Origin of the sequence: Ectorhizobium quercum (assembly GCF_026552795.1) — a bacterium.
GTDB classification, from domain to species: domain Bacteria; phylum Pseudomonadota; class Alphaproteobacteria; order Rhizobiales; family Rhizobiaceae; genus Ectorhizobium; species Ectorhizobium quercum.
Genome location: NZ_JANFPI010000003.1, coordinates 362,689 through 378,937 on the forward strand (window position 1 = coordinate 362,689; position 16,249 = coordinate 378,937).

Genomic DNA, 16,249 nt, shown 5'->3' on the forward strand with positions numbered 1-16,249 from the left:
AGAAACGACATGGCCGATGGCTCCACCCTCTATTACACCCGCTGTCCCGCGCCGACTGCAACCGGCGTCGGCGCTGGGCTCGGCACCCTTCAGGAAACACTGGTCGCGCAGGGATTCCAGCCGCGCGCCTTGCAGGACATCCATGACCCCGCCATAAGACGCCACCATTTCGAGCACGGCATCGCCAACCTCATCCGCGAGGGCGGCAATATTCCGGCCATCTGGGCGAAGAGCGGCGGAGCGCGAACCAGGCTGCTCGGCATCACCTGGCTCGATGAAATCCAGGCGGTGGTGGTGCGGCCGGATTCGCCGGCCCGGTCCGTTGCCGACCTGAAGGGTGCACGCTTCGCGGTGCCGGTCACACCGGGCCATCGTCTTGACGTGGCGCGGATTTCGGCGGTGCGGGGCATCGAGCAGGCACTGGGAACGGCCGGCCTGCAATTGTCGGATGCGACGCTGGTCGACGTCGCCCATCGCAGCACCGCCCCCGGCGAGCGCGGCGGGGAACATTTCGAAGACGAACTGGCGGCTCTGGCGACGGGCGACGTCGATGCCGTGTGGCTGAAAAGCGCGGCGGGTGCCGCGGCCATCGCGTCCGGCAAGGTTCGTCCGCTCATCCGGCTTGATCTCGCCGATGATCCGCTCGTGCGGGTCAACAACGGCACGCCGCGGACGCTGACCTTCCACGAAGACTTCATCGCCGAACACCCCGACGCCGTGGGCGCGGTGCTGGATGCCGTCAGGCGGGCTGTCGAGACGATCGGCCCGGACAGGCACAGGCTCTGGGCCCTGCTTGCCGGCGAGACGGGACAGTCGGTGGAGGATGCCGAAAGCGCGTTCGGCGGCTTCACCACGGCGAATCTTTTGCCCGATCTGACGGAGGAACGTCTGGCAGCACTTCAGCATCAGGCGGATTTCCTGTTCCGGCACGGCTTCGCGCCGGCGCGCGTCGATGTGCGGGAATGGGCACTGCCGTTTCCGGGGGCGGGCGCATGACGGTCAACGTTTCGGTTCCGGCGCCTGTCACGGCCGGGAATTTCCGCATGCTGGCACGCGACTTCGCCGCGACGCTACTGCCGGATGCGGTCGAACGGGAGGCGTCCGGCCGGCCGCTGCGGGCCGAATACCATGCCTGGGCGAGAACGGGACTGCTGACGCTCACCGTTCCGAAGGAGCGGGGTGGCTCGGGCCTTTCCTATCCCGAACTGTCCGAGATGATCCAGATCGTTGCCGCCGCCGACGGCGCGCTGGCCCAGACGGCGCAAAGCCATTTCGGCACGATCGAGGCGCTGCGCAGCTTCGGCACGCCCGGGCAGCGGGCGTTCTTCTTCGACAGGATTCTGGCCTTCGAGACCTTCGGCAACGCGCAGGCGGAAGCCGGGCAGCGCGACCAGGGCCTTCCCGCCACGCGCCTGACGACAGACGGGGCGGAATACCGCCTGAACGGCACCAAGCTTTATACGACCGGTTCCTTCAACGGCGACTGGATCCGGGCCTCCGCGCAGGATGATGAGGGACGGTTCGTCTTCGCCATCCTGCCGCGCGACACGGAGGGCGTTCATTTCGAGGACGACTGGCACCATTTCGGCCAGAAGGGCACTGCGAGCCGGTCGATCCGCTTCACCGACGTCCGTGTGCCGGCGGACCATGTGCTGCGCAAGCCGGACAGCCAGCCGCATTTCACGCCGCTGCTCGCCACCTTCCAACTGACGCATTCCGCCATCGACATAGGCATCGGCCGCGCCGCTCTGGAAGCCGCCAAGGCGCTCGTCAGGGGACGCTCGCGGGTGCCGCCGGAAGCGCTCGCATGCGGTCTTTCGAAACCGGCGGACGATCAGCACCTGCTGGTGACGCTCGGACAGTGGGAGGCGCGCCAGCGCGCGGCCGAACTGTTGCAGGCCGATGCCGCGGGCCGCCTGCATGAGGCCGTGCAGTCCCTCGACCGCGACCGCGTCGACGTGGCGGCGATTGCCGTTTCCGCCGCCAAGGCCTTCGGCGCGGATGTGGCGTTGCAGATCGCCACCGATCTCTTTGCCTTCGCCGGCGCCGGTTCCACCCGGCAGGAACTCGGCCTCGACCGGTTCTGGAGAAACCTGCGGGTGCATTCGCTGCACGACGCCAACTGGTGGAAATATGCCCAGGTCGGCGCCTATGCGCTGGATGGCACGCCGCCGCCGGTCATCGGGCTTCAATAGAGCCGGCGCTTCGGGGCGGGCATGCGATTCTTCCGCCGGGAATGAAAGTCCGGCGGAGGAGGGGGCGGGAAACAAAAAGAATATAATATATAAAAAATATGGAAAATATGCGTTATTCTCGCCTGTGCGAAGACGGCTATCATTGACCGAAAGCAATTTGGGCCGGCAACGCGCCGGCGTCATCGAACGAATGGCGGGAATGGCAATGGCCGCGCAGAGAAAACTGCATCTCAACATCAACATCCTGAACTCCGGATTTCACGGCGCGGCCTGGCGATCGGCGAACGGCGTGCCGGATGCGTTCCTGTCGGTGGACCACTATGTGCGGATCGGCAAGCTTGCCGAACGCGGCACGTTCGACGCCGTGTTCCTCGCCGATGGGCTGACGATCACCGACACGCCGGACCATCGCCCTTTCCAGGCGCTGGAGCCGACCATCGTTCTGGCCACCATTGCCGCGCACACCACGCATATCGGACTGATCGCCACCGCCTCGTCCAGTTTTAACGATCCCTTCAACCTGGCCCGGCGCATCGCCTCGCTCGATCTCGCCAGCAACGGCCGCGCGGGCTGGAATGTGGTGACGACGGCGGAGACGTCCTCGGCACGCAATTTCGGGCTCGACGGCGTGCTGGAGCACGGCAGCCGCTACGAGCGGGCGCACGAGTTCACCGAGGTGGTCAAGGCGCTCTGGGACAGCTGGGAGGAGGATGCGCTGGTCGCAGACAAGCGCAACCAGCTGTTCCTCGATCCCGCCCGCCTTCATGCGATCAATCACGAGGGCCGCTTCTACAAGGTCGCCGGGCCGCTGAACGTGCCGGGTTCTTCACGGCAGGGACGCCCGGTTGTTATCCAGGCCGGTGGTTCGGGCGATGGCCGTAATCTCGCTGCCGCCCATGCGGAGGCGATCTTCTCGGTGGCGCGCTCGAAGGAGGAGGGCCTTGCCTTTGCGGCCGACGTGCGCGCCCGCGCTGCCCGCTACGGCCGTGGCCCGGACGAGATCATCTTCCTGCCCGGCCTTTCCACCATCATCGGCAGCACGGAGGCGGAGGCGAAGCGCCGCGAGGACGAATTGTGGGACCTGCTGTCGCTCGATTTCGCCGTCGCCCGTCTGGCCGGTTCGTTCGGCCTGCCGCCGGAACGGCTTTCCCTCGATGAGCCCTTGCCGGACGACGTCGCCATTCCCACCAACGGCTCGCAGACCTTTTCGCAGGCCGGCCTCGACACGGCGCGGCGTGAAGGGCTGACCGTGCGCCAGCTTCTGCGCCGGCTGGGCGGCGGCACGGGTCATCGGCAGGTGGTCGGCTCGCCTGAGCAGGTCGCCGACGACATCGCCGACTGGTTCGAGGCCGGCGCCGCCGACGGATTCAACCTGATGCCGGACGTGCTGCCGGAAGGTCTCGAAATCTTCGTCGACCATGTCGTGCCGATCCTGCGCAAAAAAGGCATTTTCCGCGAGGCCTACGAGGGTTCCACCCTGCGCGAGCATTTCGGTCTTGCCCGTCCCGTCAACCGGTTCACGGCCACGCGCACGGCAGCCGAATGAGCGTCTCGCGCGCCGGGTTCGGGCCGATCAGCATTCAGCAGGGCAGCTTTTCAGAATGAGTAGCGAATTCCGCTTGGAGCACGTCTCCAAGACTTTCAGCAGGTCGGGCGAAGTGCTGCATGCGCTGGACGACGTGTCGCTGACCATCCCGTCGGGGTCCTTTTTCGGCATCGTCGGCACGTCCGGTGCAGGCAAGAGCACGCTTCTGCGCCTGCTCAATCTGCTGGAACGGCCGACCAGCGGGACGATCCGGTTCCGCGACCGGCCATTGCACGATTTCAAGGGACCGGAGGTGCGCCATTACCTCAGCAAGGTCGCGACCATCTTCCAGCATTTCAACCTCTTTCACGGCAAGACCGTGCTCGAGAACATCGCGCTTCCGCTCGCCGTGCGCGGCGTGTCGAAACAGGTGCGTTTGAAGAAAGCGCACGAGGCCATCGAACGCGTCGGTTTGCAGGGCAAGGAGAATGCCTATCCCTCCCAGCTTTCGGGCGGGCAGAAGCAGCGCGTCGGCATCGCGCGGGCTCTGGTCGCGGATGCCGAGGTGCTCTTGTGCGACGAGCCGACGAGCGCGCTCGATTCCGAGACGACGACGGTCATTCTCGACCTGCTTTTGAAGCTGAAGGACCAGCTCGACCTGACCATCGTCCTCATCACCCATGCCTGGCCGGTCGTGCGCTATGCAGCCGATTCCGTGACGTTGATGCAGGGCGGCAGGGTGGTGGAGACGGGCGGCGTGCGCGACCTGCTGCACGATGCCGATTCCTATCTTGGACGCCAGCTCCTGCCCGCGCCGGATTTCGGCAGCAGCCCGGAAAACGGCTGGGTACGCTACGACCTGATCCTCGCCGATGTCAGGGCGCAGAGCACGTTCTTCTCCGAGGCGGCACGGCGGCTGGACGTGACCGCCTCCGTTGTCTCCGGCGGGGTCGAGCGGCTGGGTGGCGCCGACGCGGCGCGCTTCAAGGTCGATTTCGACCTTCGCGGCCGGGAGCCCGCCGTCCGGGAGGCTCTGTCCACGATCCTGCGCGAAAAGAGCATCGTGCTCGGAAAGGCGCTCTGATGCCGAACCGCGACTGGACCATTTATCTTCCCGATTTCTGGGTGGCGCTCGGGCAGACGCTCTACATGACCGCTGCGTCCGGCGTCCTCGTGGTCACGCTCGGCATCGCCATCGGCCTGATCCTTTACCTGACCGCGCCCGGCTCCTGGGCGCCGAAGCCGGTCGTCTACTACGCCGTCAATACGATCGTGAATACGGGGCGCTCCATTCCCTTCATCATCCTGATCGTCATCCTCATTCCGGTGACGAGATTGATTGTCGGAACCCCTCTGGGGCCGGTGGCGGCGCTGGTTCCGCTGACGGTCGGCTTCACGCCGTTCTTTTCCCGGCTCATCGAGGGCAATCTGCGCGAACTGGATCAGGGCAGGATCGAGGCGGCGAGGGTGATCGGCGTCACCACGCCGCAGTTCATTTTCCGCATCCTGCTGCCGGAATCGCTGTCCGGGATCATCGGCTCGGTCACGATCATACTCGTCGGCCTCGTCGAGGGAACCGCCGTTGCCGGTGCGATCGGGGCCGGCGGCGTCGGCGACTTCGCCCTGACCTACGGTTATCAGCGCTGGTACACCGAACTGATTCTCCTGTCTGTGATCTCGATGGTCGTCATCGTCCAGGCGATCCAGATCACCGGCGACGTATGGGTGCGGCTGAGACGGCACAAGAGGTAATTTCTATTTCATATCGTAAAAACAAAGACTTGTTCGAAACATTGAAGGAAACACATCATGTTCAATACACACCATGCCGGCAAGGGGCGGCGCGTTTTCGCGGCCATTGCTGCCACTCTCTTCACAGCGGTCGGTGCGATGGCGCCTGCCGGCCCGCTGCTGGCCGCCAGCGTGCCGGGCGAGCCGCTGAGCATCTATGTCACGCCGACCCCGCAGGGCGATATTCTCCGCTATGTTCAGAAGCTTGCCGACGAAGACGGCTCGGGCCTGAAGCTGAAAGTCATCGAAAGCAGTCAGGGACTCGATTCCAACCAGCTCGTCTTCAAGGGTGACGTCGACGCCAACCTGATCCAGCATGTGCCTTATTTCGACTCCTGGATCGCGGCGCACCCGGAGGCCAAGGACAGTCTGGTGAACGTGGCCACCGTGCTGGTCAACATCTTCGGTCTCTATTCCTCGAAGTACGAGTCGGCCAAGGATATTCCCGAAGGCGCCAGCATTCTCGTTCCCAACGAGCAGACGAACCTGCCGCGCGCCCTGTTCATTCTACAGGACGAAGGGCTGCTGAAGCTCGCTCATCCGAAGTCGGACGGCACGCCTGAGGCCGTCTCCATCGACGAGAAGCAGATCGTCGATAATCCCAGGCAGTTCCGGTTCGTTCCGACGGAAACCGGGCTGCGCGCCAAGTCCCTGCCGGACGTGCAGGCCTCGTTCATCAACGGCGATATCGCGCTGACGCACGGCATCGACCCGGCCTCGGCTCTCTCGCTGGAAAGCCCGCAGGACAACCCCTATGCCAATGTGCTGACCACGCGCAGGGAACTCGTGAACGACCCGCGGATCCAGCTTCTCGTGGACTATCTGACCGGTGAGAAGGTGGCGAAATATATCGAGGAAAACTACAAGGGCTTCATCGTTCCGGCGCAGGAACGTCTGGCAATCTCGCAGTAATCGGCATGACGCGGCCCGTGCGCCGCGCCTGACCCCGCCCCGGGATTTTCGAGCGGGACACGACCGGAAACGGCCGGGTCCCTTTTCCATATCCGCGGTCACGGCCGGGGCAGCCTGACGGCCGATCCGGCTGTGGCCGCGTCGCCGTCAGAACTTGTAGCTCGCGCCGAAGACGACCTTGTGCTGATTGGCTTCGAAATCTCCGATCGCCGGGCCGAAGTCCTTGCTCCCGAAATCGGAATAGCGATACTCGCCGCGCACGAGGATATTGTCGGTGAAGGCGTGCTCGACGCCGGCGCCCGCCGTCCAGCCGATGAGGATGTCGTCTTTCTTGCCCGCCGCCGGGATGTCGACCTTGGCGCCTGCCGCGGCAACGCCCGCCGTCGCGAAGAACAGCGTGCTGTCCAGCGCATAGCCCACGCGGCCGCGGCCGGAAGCGTCCCATTCGAGACTCGTTTCGTTGCCGTTTTCGAAGTTGTAGTTGAAATCGTTCTCGATGCCGTAAACGAAACTTCCGGACTGGAAATTATAGCCGGCATGCGCGCCGAACGAGCCGCTGTCGGGGCTCTGGTCCATGCCGGGAATGGTCGCCTGGTTCCAGCCATATCCGCCCTGGGCGCCGATATAGAGGCCCGACCAGTCATAGGGCGCATAGGCCTGCTGTTCGAGTTGGGGGGCGGGCTGTTCGAAAACCACGTCCGCGGCCACGGCGGGAACGGCCACGGCAAGGGTGAGGGCAGCGAAAGCGAATGTCTTGAGATTCATTGGTATGCCTCGTCATCTGTCGGGATTGAGGGGGGCTTGCAGGATGCGAGGCCCCCTCGGGACGAGGCACTATGTTCCGGACCGCGATTGCGTGCTGTGCTTTAAGATTGCGTTATGTTGCGGCGTTCCGCCCTGCAATCCGCTCCGCAACATTTCTTAACAACAAAGCAGCCGCCGCAACATCCGGTTGTTGTAGACTTCTTCGACCGCGGGATGATGTCACACGCCTTGAGAGTGGAAGGTGCCCCGCTATCTATGGTGGGGAGCGTCAGGCTGAGTGGCTTGAAAGCGTTGAATTTTGAAGGATTTGTCGATGCCGAATTTGCCGAAGGGACAGGGATTCCTGCTCGTGTCCTGTCTCTTTCTCGCGCTGGCCGGATGCTCGGAGGAAAAGAACACTGAGGCCGCGGCCCCGCCCCCCGTCAAGGTCGCAGTCGTGGAAGCGAAGGCGGAGACGTTGCCCGTCGTCACCGAGCTTCCCGGCCGCGTCGCGCCCATGCTGACGGCGGATGTGCGCCCGCGCATAACCGGCATCGTCCTGCGGCGGGTCTTCGAGCAGGGTTCGGTCGTTTCGGAAGGCGACCTGCTCTACGTGATCGATCCGGAACCCTTCAAGGCCAAGGCTGCCTCGGCGAAAGCGACGCTCGATTCGGCCGTTGCCGGGCAATCGCTGGCGCAGCAGCGGGCCGACCGGCAGCAGCAGCTTCTGCGAAGCGGCGTTTCCAGCCGCGATACCAATGAAAGCGCCATCGCCGAACTGGCCCAGGCCAATGCCGATGTGGAGCGCGCCCGCGCCGATCTTCGGACGGCGGAGTTGGAGCTGCAATATACCGAGGTGAGGGCACCGATCTCCGGCCGCATCGGCCGGGCGCTCGTCACCGAGGGGGCGCTGGTCAGCTCGACATCGGACGTCATGGCGACGATCCAGCAGATCGATCCGGTCTATGCCGACTTCACCCAGCCCGCCGACAGCCTGATCGCGCTGAAGAATGCCGTCACGCAGGGCAAGCTTCAGGCCGACGAGACCGGCAGCGCCATGTTGAAGCTCATTCTGGCCGAGGGCACGCCCTATCCGCATGACGGCCGGCTGCTGTTTTCCGAGGCCACGGTGAATGCCGCGACCGGACAGGTCATCCTGCGCGCCGAGTTCCCCAATCCCGACGCCAATCTGCTGCCCGGCCTCTATGTCCGCGGGCGGATCGAGCAGGCTTCGATGGAAGGCGCGCTCGCCGTGCCGGAACAGGCCGTGCAGCGCGACACGGCCGGCCGTGCGCAGCTTTACGTGGTCGGCGCCGACGACAAGGTCGAGGTGCGCAACGTGCGGCTCGGCTGGATTCTCGATGGACGCTGGGTGGTAATCGACGGCCTTGCGGCGGGCGACCGGGTGGTCGTCGAGGGCTTCCAGCGCATCGCACCCGGCGCACAGGTTGCGACGGAAGCATGGACGAACCCGGCTGCGCCTGCCGGCGAAACGGACGAGGGCTGATATCCGATGGCAGCCTTCTTCATCGACCGCCCGGTCTTCGCCTGGGTTCTCTCCATCGTCATCATGCTGGCCGGGCTTCTGTCGCTCACGGCATTGCCGATTTCGCAATATCCGAACGTTGCACCGCCGCAGATCAAGATCTCCGGCGTTTATCCCGGCGCCTCGCCCGAGGACACCTATGAAGGCGTGACGCGGCTGATCGAGAACGAGCTGAACGGCATTCCGGGGCTGCTTTACTACGAATCGACCTCCGACGCCTCCGGCTCCATCGGCATCACCGTGACCTTCGACGCCGGCACCGATGTCGACAACGCCGCCGTCGAGGTGCAGAACCGCGTGCGCCGCGTCGAGGCCAGGCTTCCCGCCGCCATCGTGCAGCAGGGCATCAGCGTCACCGCGGCCAGCAGCGGCACGCTGCTTCTCGTGGCGCTGACCTCGAAGAGCGGAGACACGGACGGGCTGGCGCTCGGTGACTATATGAGCCGCAACGTCGCCAACGAGCTGCGCCGCATCGCCGGCATCGGCAACGTCCAGCTCTTCGGCAGCGAGCGCGCCATGCGCGTCTGGGTCGATCCGGACAAGCTGCTCGGCTTCAACCTTTCTCCCGAGGACGTGACCGCGGCCATCGGATCGCAGAACGCGCAGGTGGCGGCCGGCCGTGTCGGCGCCGCGCCGGTGGGGCCGGAACGGCGCACCACGGGATCGCTGCTCATCAAGGGCCAGCTGACCACGCCGGAAGAATTCGGCGCCATCGTGCTGCGCGCGCAATCGGACGGCTCCACCGTGCGGCTGCGCGACGTGGCCCGCATCGAGGTCGGGGCCGAAAGCTACAGCACCTCGACACGCATCAACGGCAAGCCCGCCGCTGGCGCGGCCATCGAGCTTGCGCCCGGCGGCAACGCGCTGTCGGCCGCGACCCTGATCCGCGAACGGATGGACGAACTCGCGCCGTCCTTCCCCGACGACATCGAGTGGTCCATTCCCTACGACACAACGCCCTTCGTCTCGCTGTCCATCGAACAGGTGCTCTACACGCTGGCGGAGGCCGTCGCGCTGGTGTTCATCGTGATGTTTCTGTTCCTTCAGAACATCCGCTACACCATCATTCCCACCATCGTCGTGCCCATCGCCTTGCTCGGCGCCTGCGCGGTAATGCTGGTGCTGGATTTCTCCGTCAACGTGCTGACCATGTTCGGCATGGTGCTGGCCATCGGCATCCTCGTCGACGACGCCATCGTCGTGGTCGAGAATGTCGAGCGCATCATGATGGAGGAGGGACTTTCGCCCAAGGAGGCCACGAAGAAGGCGATGAAGCAGATCACCGGCGCGGTGATCGGCATTACGCTGGTGCTGACCTCGGTCTTCGTGCCGATGGCTTTCTTCCCCGGCGCGGTCGGCGTCATCTACAAGCAGTTCGCGCTGACGATGGTGGCCTCGATCCTGTTCTCGGCCTTCCTGGCGCTGTCGCTGACACCGGCGCTCTGCGCCACCTTCCTGAAGCCGGTGGAGAAGGGCCACGCCCAGGCCCGGAAGGGTTTTTTCGGCTGGTTCAACCGGGGATTCGACAGGACCTCGCACGGCTACAGTTCATGGGTCGGCCGGCTTCTACACGCCAGCGGCCGCGTCATGCTGGTCTATCTCGTCGTTGCCGGCGCCACGGCCTACATGTTCCTCCGGCTACCGACCGACTTCCTGCCGGTCGAGGATCAGGGAACGCTGCTCGCGCAGGTGCAGGGGCCGGCGGACGCAACCTCCGCCCGCACGCTGGAATCCGTCGAGGCGATGGAGAACATCGCCCTCGACGATCCCGCCGTCACCCGCGTCGTCGCCATCAACGGTTTCAGCTTCTCCGGGGCTGGCGAGAACGCGGCACTGGTGTTCATGACGCTCAAGGACTGGGCCGAGCGCAGCGTCGAAGAATCCGCGACGCTGGTCGCGCAGAAGCTCAACGGCGCATTCACGGCGATCAAGGATGCTTCCGCCTTCGCCACCTCGCCGCCGGCCATCTCCGGCCTCGGCACCACCACCGGCTTCTCCTTCCGGCTTCAGGATCGCGGCAACCGGGGCTACGAGGCGCTCGCCGCCGCCCGCGACCAGTTCCTGGCCGACGCGAACGCCAGCCCCATCCTCGCCGGCGTGCGCGAGGAAGGTCTGGCCGACGCGCCGCAGATGGTGCTGACCATCGACCGCGAAAAGGCCAATGCCTTCGGCGTGACCTTCGCCGACATCAACCGGACGATCACCACGAATGTCGGCTCCACCTATGTCAACGACTTCCCCAATTCCGGCCGCATGCAGCGGGTGACGGTGCAGGCCGAGCCGGAAAAGCGCGGCAACATCTTCGACATCCTCAACATGAGCGTGCGCAACGGCGAGGGCGGCATGGTGCCGATCTCGGCCTTCGCCGCCTATGGCTGGTCCAAGGGGCCGACGCAGCTCGTGGGCTATAACGGCTTCCCGGCGATCCGCATCAGCGGACAGGCCGCGCCGGGCTTTTCCTCGGGCGACGCCATCGCCGAGGTGGAGCGGATCGCCGGCGAACTTCCGGCCGGCTTCGGCTACGAATGGAGCGGCCAGTCGCTTCAGGAAATCCAGTCGGGCGCGCAGGTGCCGATGCTGCTCGGCCTGTCGTGCCTGCTGGTTTTCCTCTGCCTCGCCGCCCTTTACGAGAGCTGGTCCATTCCGCTGTCGGTCATTCTGGTGATCCCGCTCGGCATCATCGGCTCGCTGATCGCGGTGACGCTGCGCGACATGCCGAACGACGTCTATTTCAAGGTCGGCCTGATCACCATCATCGGCCTGTCGGCCAAGAACGCCATCCTGATCGTCGAATTCGCCAAGGACCTGCGCGAGCAGGGAAAATCGGCCTACGACGCGGCGCTGGAGGCGGCCCATCTCCGTTTCCGGCCGATCCTGATGACCTCGCTCGCCTTCACGCTGGGCGTCGTGCCGCTGGCCATCGCCAGCGGCGCGGGCTCGGCCAGCCAGAGGGCGATCGGCACGGGTGTGATGGGCGGCATGATCTCGGCAACGGTGCTCGCCGTCTTCTTCGTGCCGGTCTTCTTCGTCTTCGTCATGCGTTTCGCCGGCCGGAAACCGGAGGCGAAACCGGAAGTGCCGGGCGAAAAGCGTCCGGTCCCGGAGTAAGGCCCTGCGGCAGCGGCTGGTTCCGCTGCCGCTTCGACGGCCCGGGCGGGATGTGCCCGCAACAAAATGCAATAATTCAGAACATTGCTTTGCGCGGGAAAAGCCTAGCATGACCTTCTCACGAGAGGTCATCCGATGCCGTCTTCATCCTTTCCCTCGCCCGAGCGGCGGGTTCTTGTCTGTCTGGAAAACCCGCAGGCCGCCGTGCGGATTCAGTCGGTCCTGTCGCAATATGGATTCGCGACGACTGCCATCTCGCCGGCTGCGATGCCCGATGAGGGAGAGCTTGCCGGTTCGCTGCTGGTCGTCACATACACGGCCATGATCGGCCGCATGCGCGCCATGCTGGACCTGCCGCTGGTGAATGTCGAAGCCTTCATCTTCGAGACGCCGAACGCTGCCTCGCCCCAGCCGAAGAGGCTGTTCGACGGCGCCGCCTTCGTGAAGCGCATTCTTGCGATCGTGAACGCCGAGCGGCGCCTGACGGTCTGATCCGTTCTTGCCGGGCGCTCCGGCGAACCGGACAATGTCCTTTCTTTATTCTGCGTTCCGGCCCGCGCCCGGCAACATATCGCAATATTTCAGAACACAATTCCACATCGCGCCTGCCGGTTTTGCGGTTATTTACCCCGGATGGCGCCCGACGGTTCCCGTCCCGCCGGGGCTGCGTAAATGCAAGGGTCTCAACCATGTCGAACAAGGCCGCGATGGTGACGGGAGGAGCAACGTGACTTATTCGTATCCGGATGAGATAATTTCGGCGACGGCGAACAGGCCGGGCATCGTTCCAACCAATGCGGTGGCGTATGAAATGGCTATAACAGAGGGACTTGCCGTCCTGCCGAGTATCCTGATCGTCGAGGACGATGCCGATATCGCCGGCATGCTGGTCGAACTGATGAGAGGCAACGGCTTCGAGGCCTTCTCGGCGGCGAACGGCGTCGAGATGGATCGCCTGCTTGCCCGCCGCGGCTTCGACCTCGTCGTTCTCGATGCGATGCTTCCGGGCGAGGACGGATTCAGCATCTGCATGCGGCTTCGGGCCTCGCGTCCGATCCCCATTCTCATGCTTACCGCTCGGCGGGAGGAGGTCGACCGCATTCTCGGGCTCGAACTGGGCGCCGACGACTACGTCACGAAACCGTTCAACTCCCGCGAACTGCTGGCGCGGATCAAGAGCATCCTGCGCCGGGCCTCGCTTTCGCAGCGGCGGGAGGACGTCTGCGTGCCGCTGACCTTCGCGGGATGGCGCATCGATCCCAACAGCCGGCAGCTCTTCGATGCCGATGGCGACGAGGTGTCCATGACCACCGCCGAGTTCGACCTGCTGTGGGCGTTCTGCTGCAATCCGAACAAGGTGCTGACGCGCGAACAGCTTCTGTCCATGACCCATGCCGGATCGGCAGGGCCGATCGAGCGCAGCATCGACGCGCATGTCAGCCGCATCCGGCAGAAGATCGAGCCGAATCTCAAGGATCCGGCCTTCATCAAGACGGTTCGCCTGGGCGGCTACCTGTTCGCCGCCGCGGTGGAGAGGCAACCGTGAAACGGCTCCGCACGGCGCCTATCCGGACGCAGATTCTCGTTCTGGCGCTGCTGCTGATCGTACTCGTTTCAGCCGTCGCCGTGATAACGGAGCCGTTCATCTACGGACGGCACGACAAGGGGATCGAAATCGGCCTGCTGGCGGGGCGGGTCGAGAGGGTCGTCGACCAGTTCCGTCAGGCCCGCTCCCCCGATGAGGAACAGGCGGCACTGAGCCTGGCCGCAGGATTGGGAATGTCCGTCGAAAAAATTCCGGCAAGCCGTATACCGGCGCAGGATGCGGCGGAGGCGGGATCCCTCGACATTCCCGGGAGAATACGCCGTAAACTGGAAAGCGGGTTTTTCGAGAGTGTCGAGCACCTGTTCGACGAACAGGCCGTCTCTCTTCCCCTTGCCGTAAAGGTGGATGCGGAGCGGGCCCTCCTATTCCAGCTGCCGGTCTTTCCGCGCTCCCTGTGGTTCTTCCCCGCGGTCGCCAGCGGAATTCTGAAACTCGTGATTCCGCTGGCTCTCCTGGCCTATTTCAGCAGCTGGCTGATAACGCGGCCGCTCATGCGCTTCGCCGCCGCCGCGGAGCGGGCGAGTACGGACGACAGCCTCAAGGAGCCGTTCGTGGCCGAGGGCGCCGCCGAGGTGCGAAGCCTCGCCGCCTCGCTCAATGTGATGCGCAGCCGGATATTGCGGATGGCGGAAAGCCGCACGAGGATGCTCAGTTCGATCAGCCACGATCTCAGAACGCCGCTGACGCGGTTGCGCATGCGGGTCGAGCGGTGCGAGGGGCAGCCGGAACTGCAACGCAAGATGCTCGAGGACCTGACGGTTCTCGATTCCATGATCAACGAAAGCCTGGCATTCCTGACGAACGCCCTTCACAACGTGCCGTCGCGAAAGGTCGATCTGTCGAGCCTGCTTCAGACCATCGCCACCGATTTTTCGGAGGCCGGTATCGATGTGAGCTATTCCGGTCCCCGGCGGCTGAAATATGTGTGCAAGCCCCAGTCGCTGACGCGGGCCGTGTCCAATCTGGTCGAAAACGCCTCCCGTTACGCGACGAAAATCGACATCGAACTGGAAGATGCCGGCGACCGCGGCGTCTTCGTGAGGGTGAGCGACAACGGCCCGGGTCTGACGGATAAACTCAAGGCGCGGGTTCTGGAACCCTTCTTCAAGGCAGATGAAGCGCGAACCCCCGGCGCCTCCGGCGGTTTCGGGCTCGGGCTTCCGACGGCGGAGGGAATCGTCAGGAAAGGACATGGGGGAACGTTGACCCTGCGGGACAACACGCCCACCGGCCTCGTCGTGGAAATCAACCTGCCTCCGATCCACGACAACGGTTCCGGACGCCTTTCGAGCGCCGTGTCGGCAAAATAAGGCCTCGTTTTCGCGACCGCCACGCGGGCGATGCCACTTCCTCGCCCATCTGTCGTGTCGTGAATGGCGGATGGTCGCAGGTCTCGATTTCACGGCGGAAAACCTTACCTATGAAGTATACAATCCGGGAATGACGGCGGATTCGGTAAGCGGACCGGAGGCGGGCATTGGCGGCCTGCGCGGCGGTCCGGTTCGGAGCAGGTGAGAGGCTGGTGGCATGAGCGTGTCGGCGATGAATGAGACGATTCGGACGGAATGCGTGGTGGCGGGAGCGGGGCCGGGCGGGCTGATGCTCGGCTTCCTGCTGGCCCGCGCCGGAGTGGATGTCACCGTGGTCGAGAAGCACGCCGATTTTCTGCGTGACTTTCGTGGCGATACGATCCACCCCTCGACGCTCGATGTGATGGACCAGCTCGGCTTGCTCGAGAGGCTTCTGGAGCTTCCGCATACGCAGGCGCCGCGCCTTCACGCCGAGATCGGCGGCAAGGACATCACCATCGCGGATTTTTCGCGCCTCGGCACGAAATGCCGCTTCATCGCCTTCATGCCCCAATGGGATTTCCTCGACTTTCTCGCTGGCGAGGCCGCGCGGTTGCCGAATTTCCGGCTCGTCATGGAGGCCGAGGTGACGGAACTGCTGGAGGAGAACGGCAGGATCGCCGGGCTTCTCGCCTCCACGCCGGAGGGAACGCTGGAGATTCGGTCCGCTCTGGTCGTCGGCGCCGACGGGCGAAATTCGCGCGTCCGCGAAAAGGCCGGCCTCACGGTGGAAAGCTTCGGCGCGCCGAGCGACGTCCTGTGGATGAAACTATCGCACCAGCCGGACGATCCGCCCTATACGATGGGGCATGGCGGGCCGCGGCAGGGCTTCGTCATGGTCGACCGCGGCGACTACTGGCAATGCGGCTATGTGGTGCGCAAGGGCAGCTTCGCCGATGTGAAGGCCGGCGGAATCGAGGCGTTTCGGGCGTCCGTCGCCGCGGCATCGCCGCTGCCGGCCGGCCGGGTGGACGAAATCCGCTCATGGGACGACGTTCATCTGCTGAGCATCCGCATCGACCGGCTGGAGCGCTGGTGGCGTCCGGGCCTGATCTGCATCGGTGACGCCGCCCATGCCATGTCGCCCATCGGCGGGTTCGGCGTGAACCTCGCCATTCAGGATGCGGTGGCCGCCGCCAATATCCTGGCCGGTCCGCTGAAAAACGGCACGCTCGCGGATCGGCATCTGGCCGCCGTCGAAAAGCGTCGCTTGTTCCCGACGAAGGTCACGCAGAAGCTGCAACTCATGATGCAGCGCAGCAGCCGCAAGCGGCAGGACGATCCCGAACGCCGGGCCGGCCCTCCGGCCTTCATGCGCGGCATAGCCCGCTGGCCGCTCCTCGCCCATCTTGCCGGCCGGCTCGTCGGCTCGGGCATCAGGCCGGAACGGGTGGCCGTCCTGAAGGACAAGGTGACTGCCGGATGAGTGCAGCACGCGCCGGGACCGGGCTGTGCGAATGACGCGCGCTGCCT

The 16,249-nt window shown here is 64.8% G+C and carries 13 protein-coding genes; 12 read left to right on the plus strand and 1 reads right to left on the minus strand.

The features are described from left to right. Positions 1-9: 9 nt before the first annotated feature. The 6 genes from NOF55_RS10235 to NOF55_RS10260 all read left to right on the plus strand — a co-directional run bounded on the left by NOF55_RS10235 (position 10) and on the right by NOF55_RS10260 (position 6,423). A complete protein-coding gene (locus tag NOF55_RS10235) occupies positions 10-996 on the plus strand; it encodes an ABC transporter substrate-binding protein (protein ID WP_306411276.1) in 987 nt (328 codons plus the stop codon). Positions 997-1,043: 47 nt separating this feature from the next. Beyond that, positions 1,044-2,195 carry an acyl-CoA dehydrogenase family protein gene (locus NOF55_RS10240; RefSeq protein ID WP_306411277.1) on the plus strand — a complete coding sequence of 384 codons (1,152 nt, stop codon included), beginning with the start codon at positions 1,044-1,046 and terminating at the stop codon, positions 2,193-2,195. Positions 2,196-2,400: 205 nt separating this feature from the next. Then, positions 2,401-3,741, plus strand: coding sequence for an LLM class flavin-dependent oxidoreductase (locus NOF55_RS10245; RefSeq protein ID WP_306411278.1), 1,341 nt, complete (start codon positions 2,401-2,403; stop codon positions 3,739-3,741). A 55-nt stretch (positions 3,742-3,796) separates the two neighbouring features. After that, positions 3,797-4,804, plus strand: coding sequence for a methionine ABC transporter ATP-binding protein (locus NOF55_RS10250; RefSeq protein ID WP_306411279.1), 1,008 nt, complete (start codon positions 3,797-3,799; stop codon positions 4,802-4,804). After that, positions 4,804-5,472 carry a methionine ABC transporter permease gene (locus NOF55_RS10255; protein WP_306411280.1) on the plus strand — a complete coding sequence of 223 codons (669 nt, stop codon included), beginning with the start codon at positions 4,804-4,806 and terminating at the stop codon, positions 5,470-5,472. The genes NOF55_RS10250 and NOF55_RS10255 overlap by 1 nt, the downstream gene beginning before the upstream one ends. Positions 5,473-5,529: 57 nt before the next feature. After that, positions 5,530-6,423 carry a MetQ/NlpA family ABC transporter substrate-binding protein gene (locus NOF55_RS10260; RefSeq protein ID WP_306411281.1) on the plus strand — a complete coding sequence of 298 codons (894 nt, stop codon included), beginning with the start codon at positions 5,530-5,532 and terminating at the stop codon, positions 6,421-6,423. 147 nt (positions 6,424-6,570) lie between these two features. On the opposite strand, the gene NOF55_RS10265 is transcribed toward NOF55_RS10260, so the two are convergent. Further along, the gene (locus NOF55_RS10265; RefSeq protein ID WP_306411282.1) at positions 6,571-7,188 is read right to left on the minus strand and encodes an outer membrane protein; all 618 of its coding nucleotides are present in this window, start codon (positions 7,186-7,188) and stop codon (positions 6,571-6,573) included. A 313-nt stretch (positions 7,189-7,501) separates the two neighbouring features. Here NOF55_RS10265 and NOF55_RS10270 point away from each other — a divergent pair, with 313 nt between their 5' ends. The 6 genes from NOF55_RS10270 (at position 7,502) to NOF55_RS10295 (ending at position 16,202) form a co-directional block, all read left to right on the plus strand. Next, entirely contained in the window at positions 7,502-8,674 is a 1,173-nt protein-coding gene (locus NOF55_RS10270) for an efflux RND transporter periplasmic adaptor subunit (RefSeq protein WP_306411283.1), read from the plus strand. A 6-nt stretch (positions 8,675-8,680) separates the two neighbouring features. After that, positions 8,681-11,821: a multidrug efflux RND transporter permease subunit gene (locus NOF55_RS10275; protein ID WP_306411284.1), complete on the plus strand. Its 3,141-nt coding sequence runs from the start codon at positions 8,681-8,683 to the stop codon at positions 11,819-11,821. A gap of 135 nt (positions 11,822-11,956) precedes the next feature. Then, positions 11,957-12,313 carry a hypothetical protein gene (locus NOF55_RS10280; RefSeq protein WP_306411285.1) on the plus strand — a complete coding sequence of 119 codons (357 nt, stop codon included), beginning with the start codon at positions 11,957-11,959 and terminating at the stop codon, positions 12,311-12,313. 319 nt (positions 12,314-12,632) lie between these two features. Beyond that, complete coding sequence (locus tag NOF55_RS10285; protein ID WP_306411286.1) at positions 12,633-13,367, plus strand: response regulator; 735 nt, start codon at positions 12,633-12,635, stop codon at positions 13,365-13,367. Further along, positions 13,364-14,737: a sensor histidine kinase gene (locus tag NOF55_RS10290; RefSeq protein ID WP_306411287.1), complete on the plus strand. Its 1,374-nt coding sequence runs from the start codon at positions 13,364-13,366 to the stop codon at positions 14,735-14,737. Before NOF55_RS10285 ends, NOF55_RS10290 begins: the two co-directional genes overlap by 4 nt. Positions 14,738-14,969: 232 nt before the next feature. Further along, entirely contained in the window at positions 14,970-16,202 is a 1,233-nt protein-coding gene (locus NOF55_RS10295; RefSeq protein ID WP_306411288.1) for an FAD-dependent oxidoreductase, read from the plus strand. Positions 16,203-16,249: the final 47 nt, after the last annotated feature.

Bases quoted from the DNA above. Each gene is read 5' to 3' on its own strand.
- NOF55_RS10280 (WP_306411285.1), top strand. From the start codon at position 11,957: ATGCCGTCTTCATCCTTTCCCTCGCCCGAGCGGCGGGTTCTTGTCTGT.
- NOF55_RS10250 (WP_306411279.1), top strand. From the start codon at position 3,797: ATGAGTAGCGAATTCCGCTTGGAGCACGTCTCCAAGACTTTCAGCAGG.
- NOF55_RS10270 (WP_306411283.1), top strand. From the start codon at position 7,502: ATGCCGAATTTGCCGAAGGGACAGGGATTCCTGCTCGTGTCCTGTCTC.
- NOF55_RS10245 (WP_306411278.1), top strand. From the start codon at position 2,401: ATGGCCGCGCAGAGAAAACTGCATCTCAACATCAACATCCTGAACTCC.
- NOF55_RS10285 (WP_306411286.1), top strand. From the start codon at position 12,633: ATGGCTATAACAGAGGGACTTGCCGTCCTGCCGAGTATCCTGATCGTC.
- NOF55_RS10260 (WP_306411281.1), top strand. From the start codon at position 5,530: ATGTTCAATACACACCATGCCGGCAAGGGGCGGCGCGTTTTCGCGGCC.
- NOF55_RS10235 (WP_306411276.1), top strand. From the start codon at position 10: ATGGCCGATGGCTCCACCCTCTATTACACCCGCTGTCCCGCGCCGACT.
- NOF55_RS10265 (WP_306411282.1), bottom strand. From the start codon at position 7,188: ATGAATCTCAAGACATTCGCTTTCGCTGCCCTCACCCTTGCCGTGGCC.
- NOF55_RS10275 (WP_306411284.1), top strand. From the start codon at position 8,681: ATGGCAGCCTTCTTCATCGACCGCCCGGTCTTCGCCTGGGTTCTCTCC.
- NOF55_RS10240 (WP_306411277.1), top strand. From the start codon at position 1,044: ATGCTGGCACGCGACTTCGCCGCGACGCTACTGCCGGATGCGGTCGAA.
- NOF55_RS10295 (WP_306411288.1), top strand. From the start codon at position 14,970: ATGAATGAGACGATTCGGACGGAATGCGTGGTGGCGGGAGCGGGGCCG.
- NOF55_RS10255 (WP_306411280.1), top strand. From the start codon at position 4,804: ATGCCGAACCGCGACTGGACCATTTATCTTCCCGATTTCTGGGTGGCG.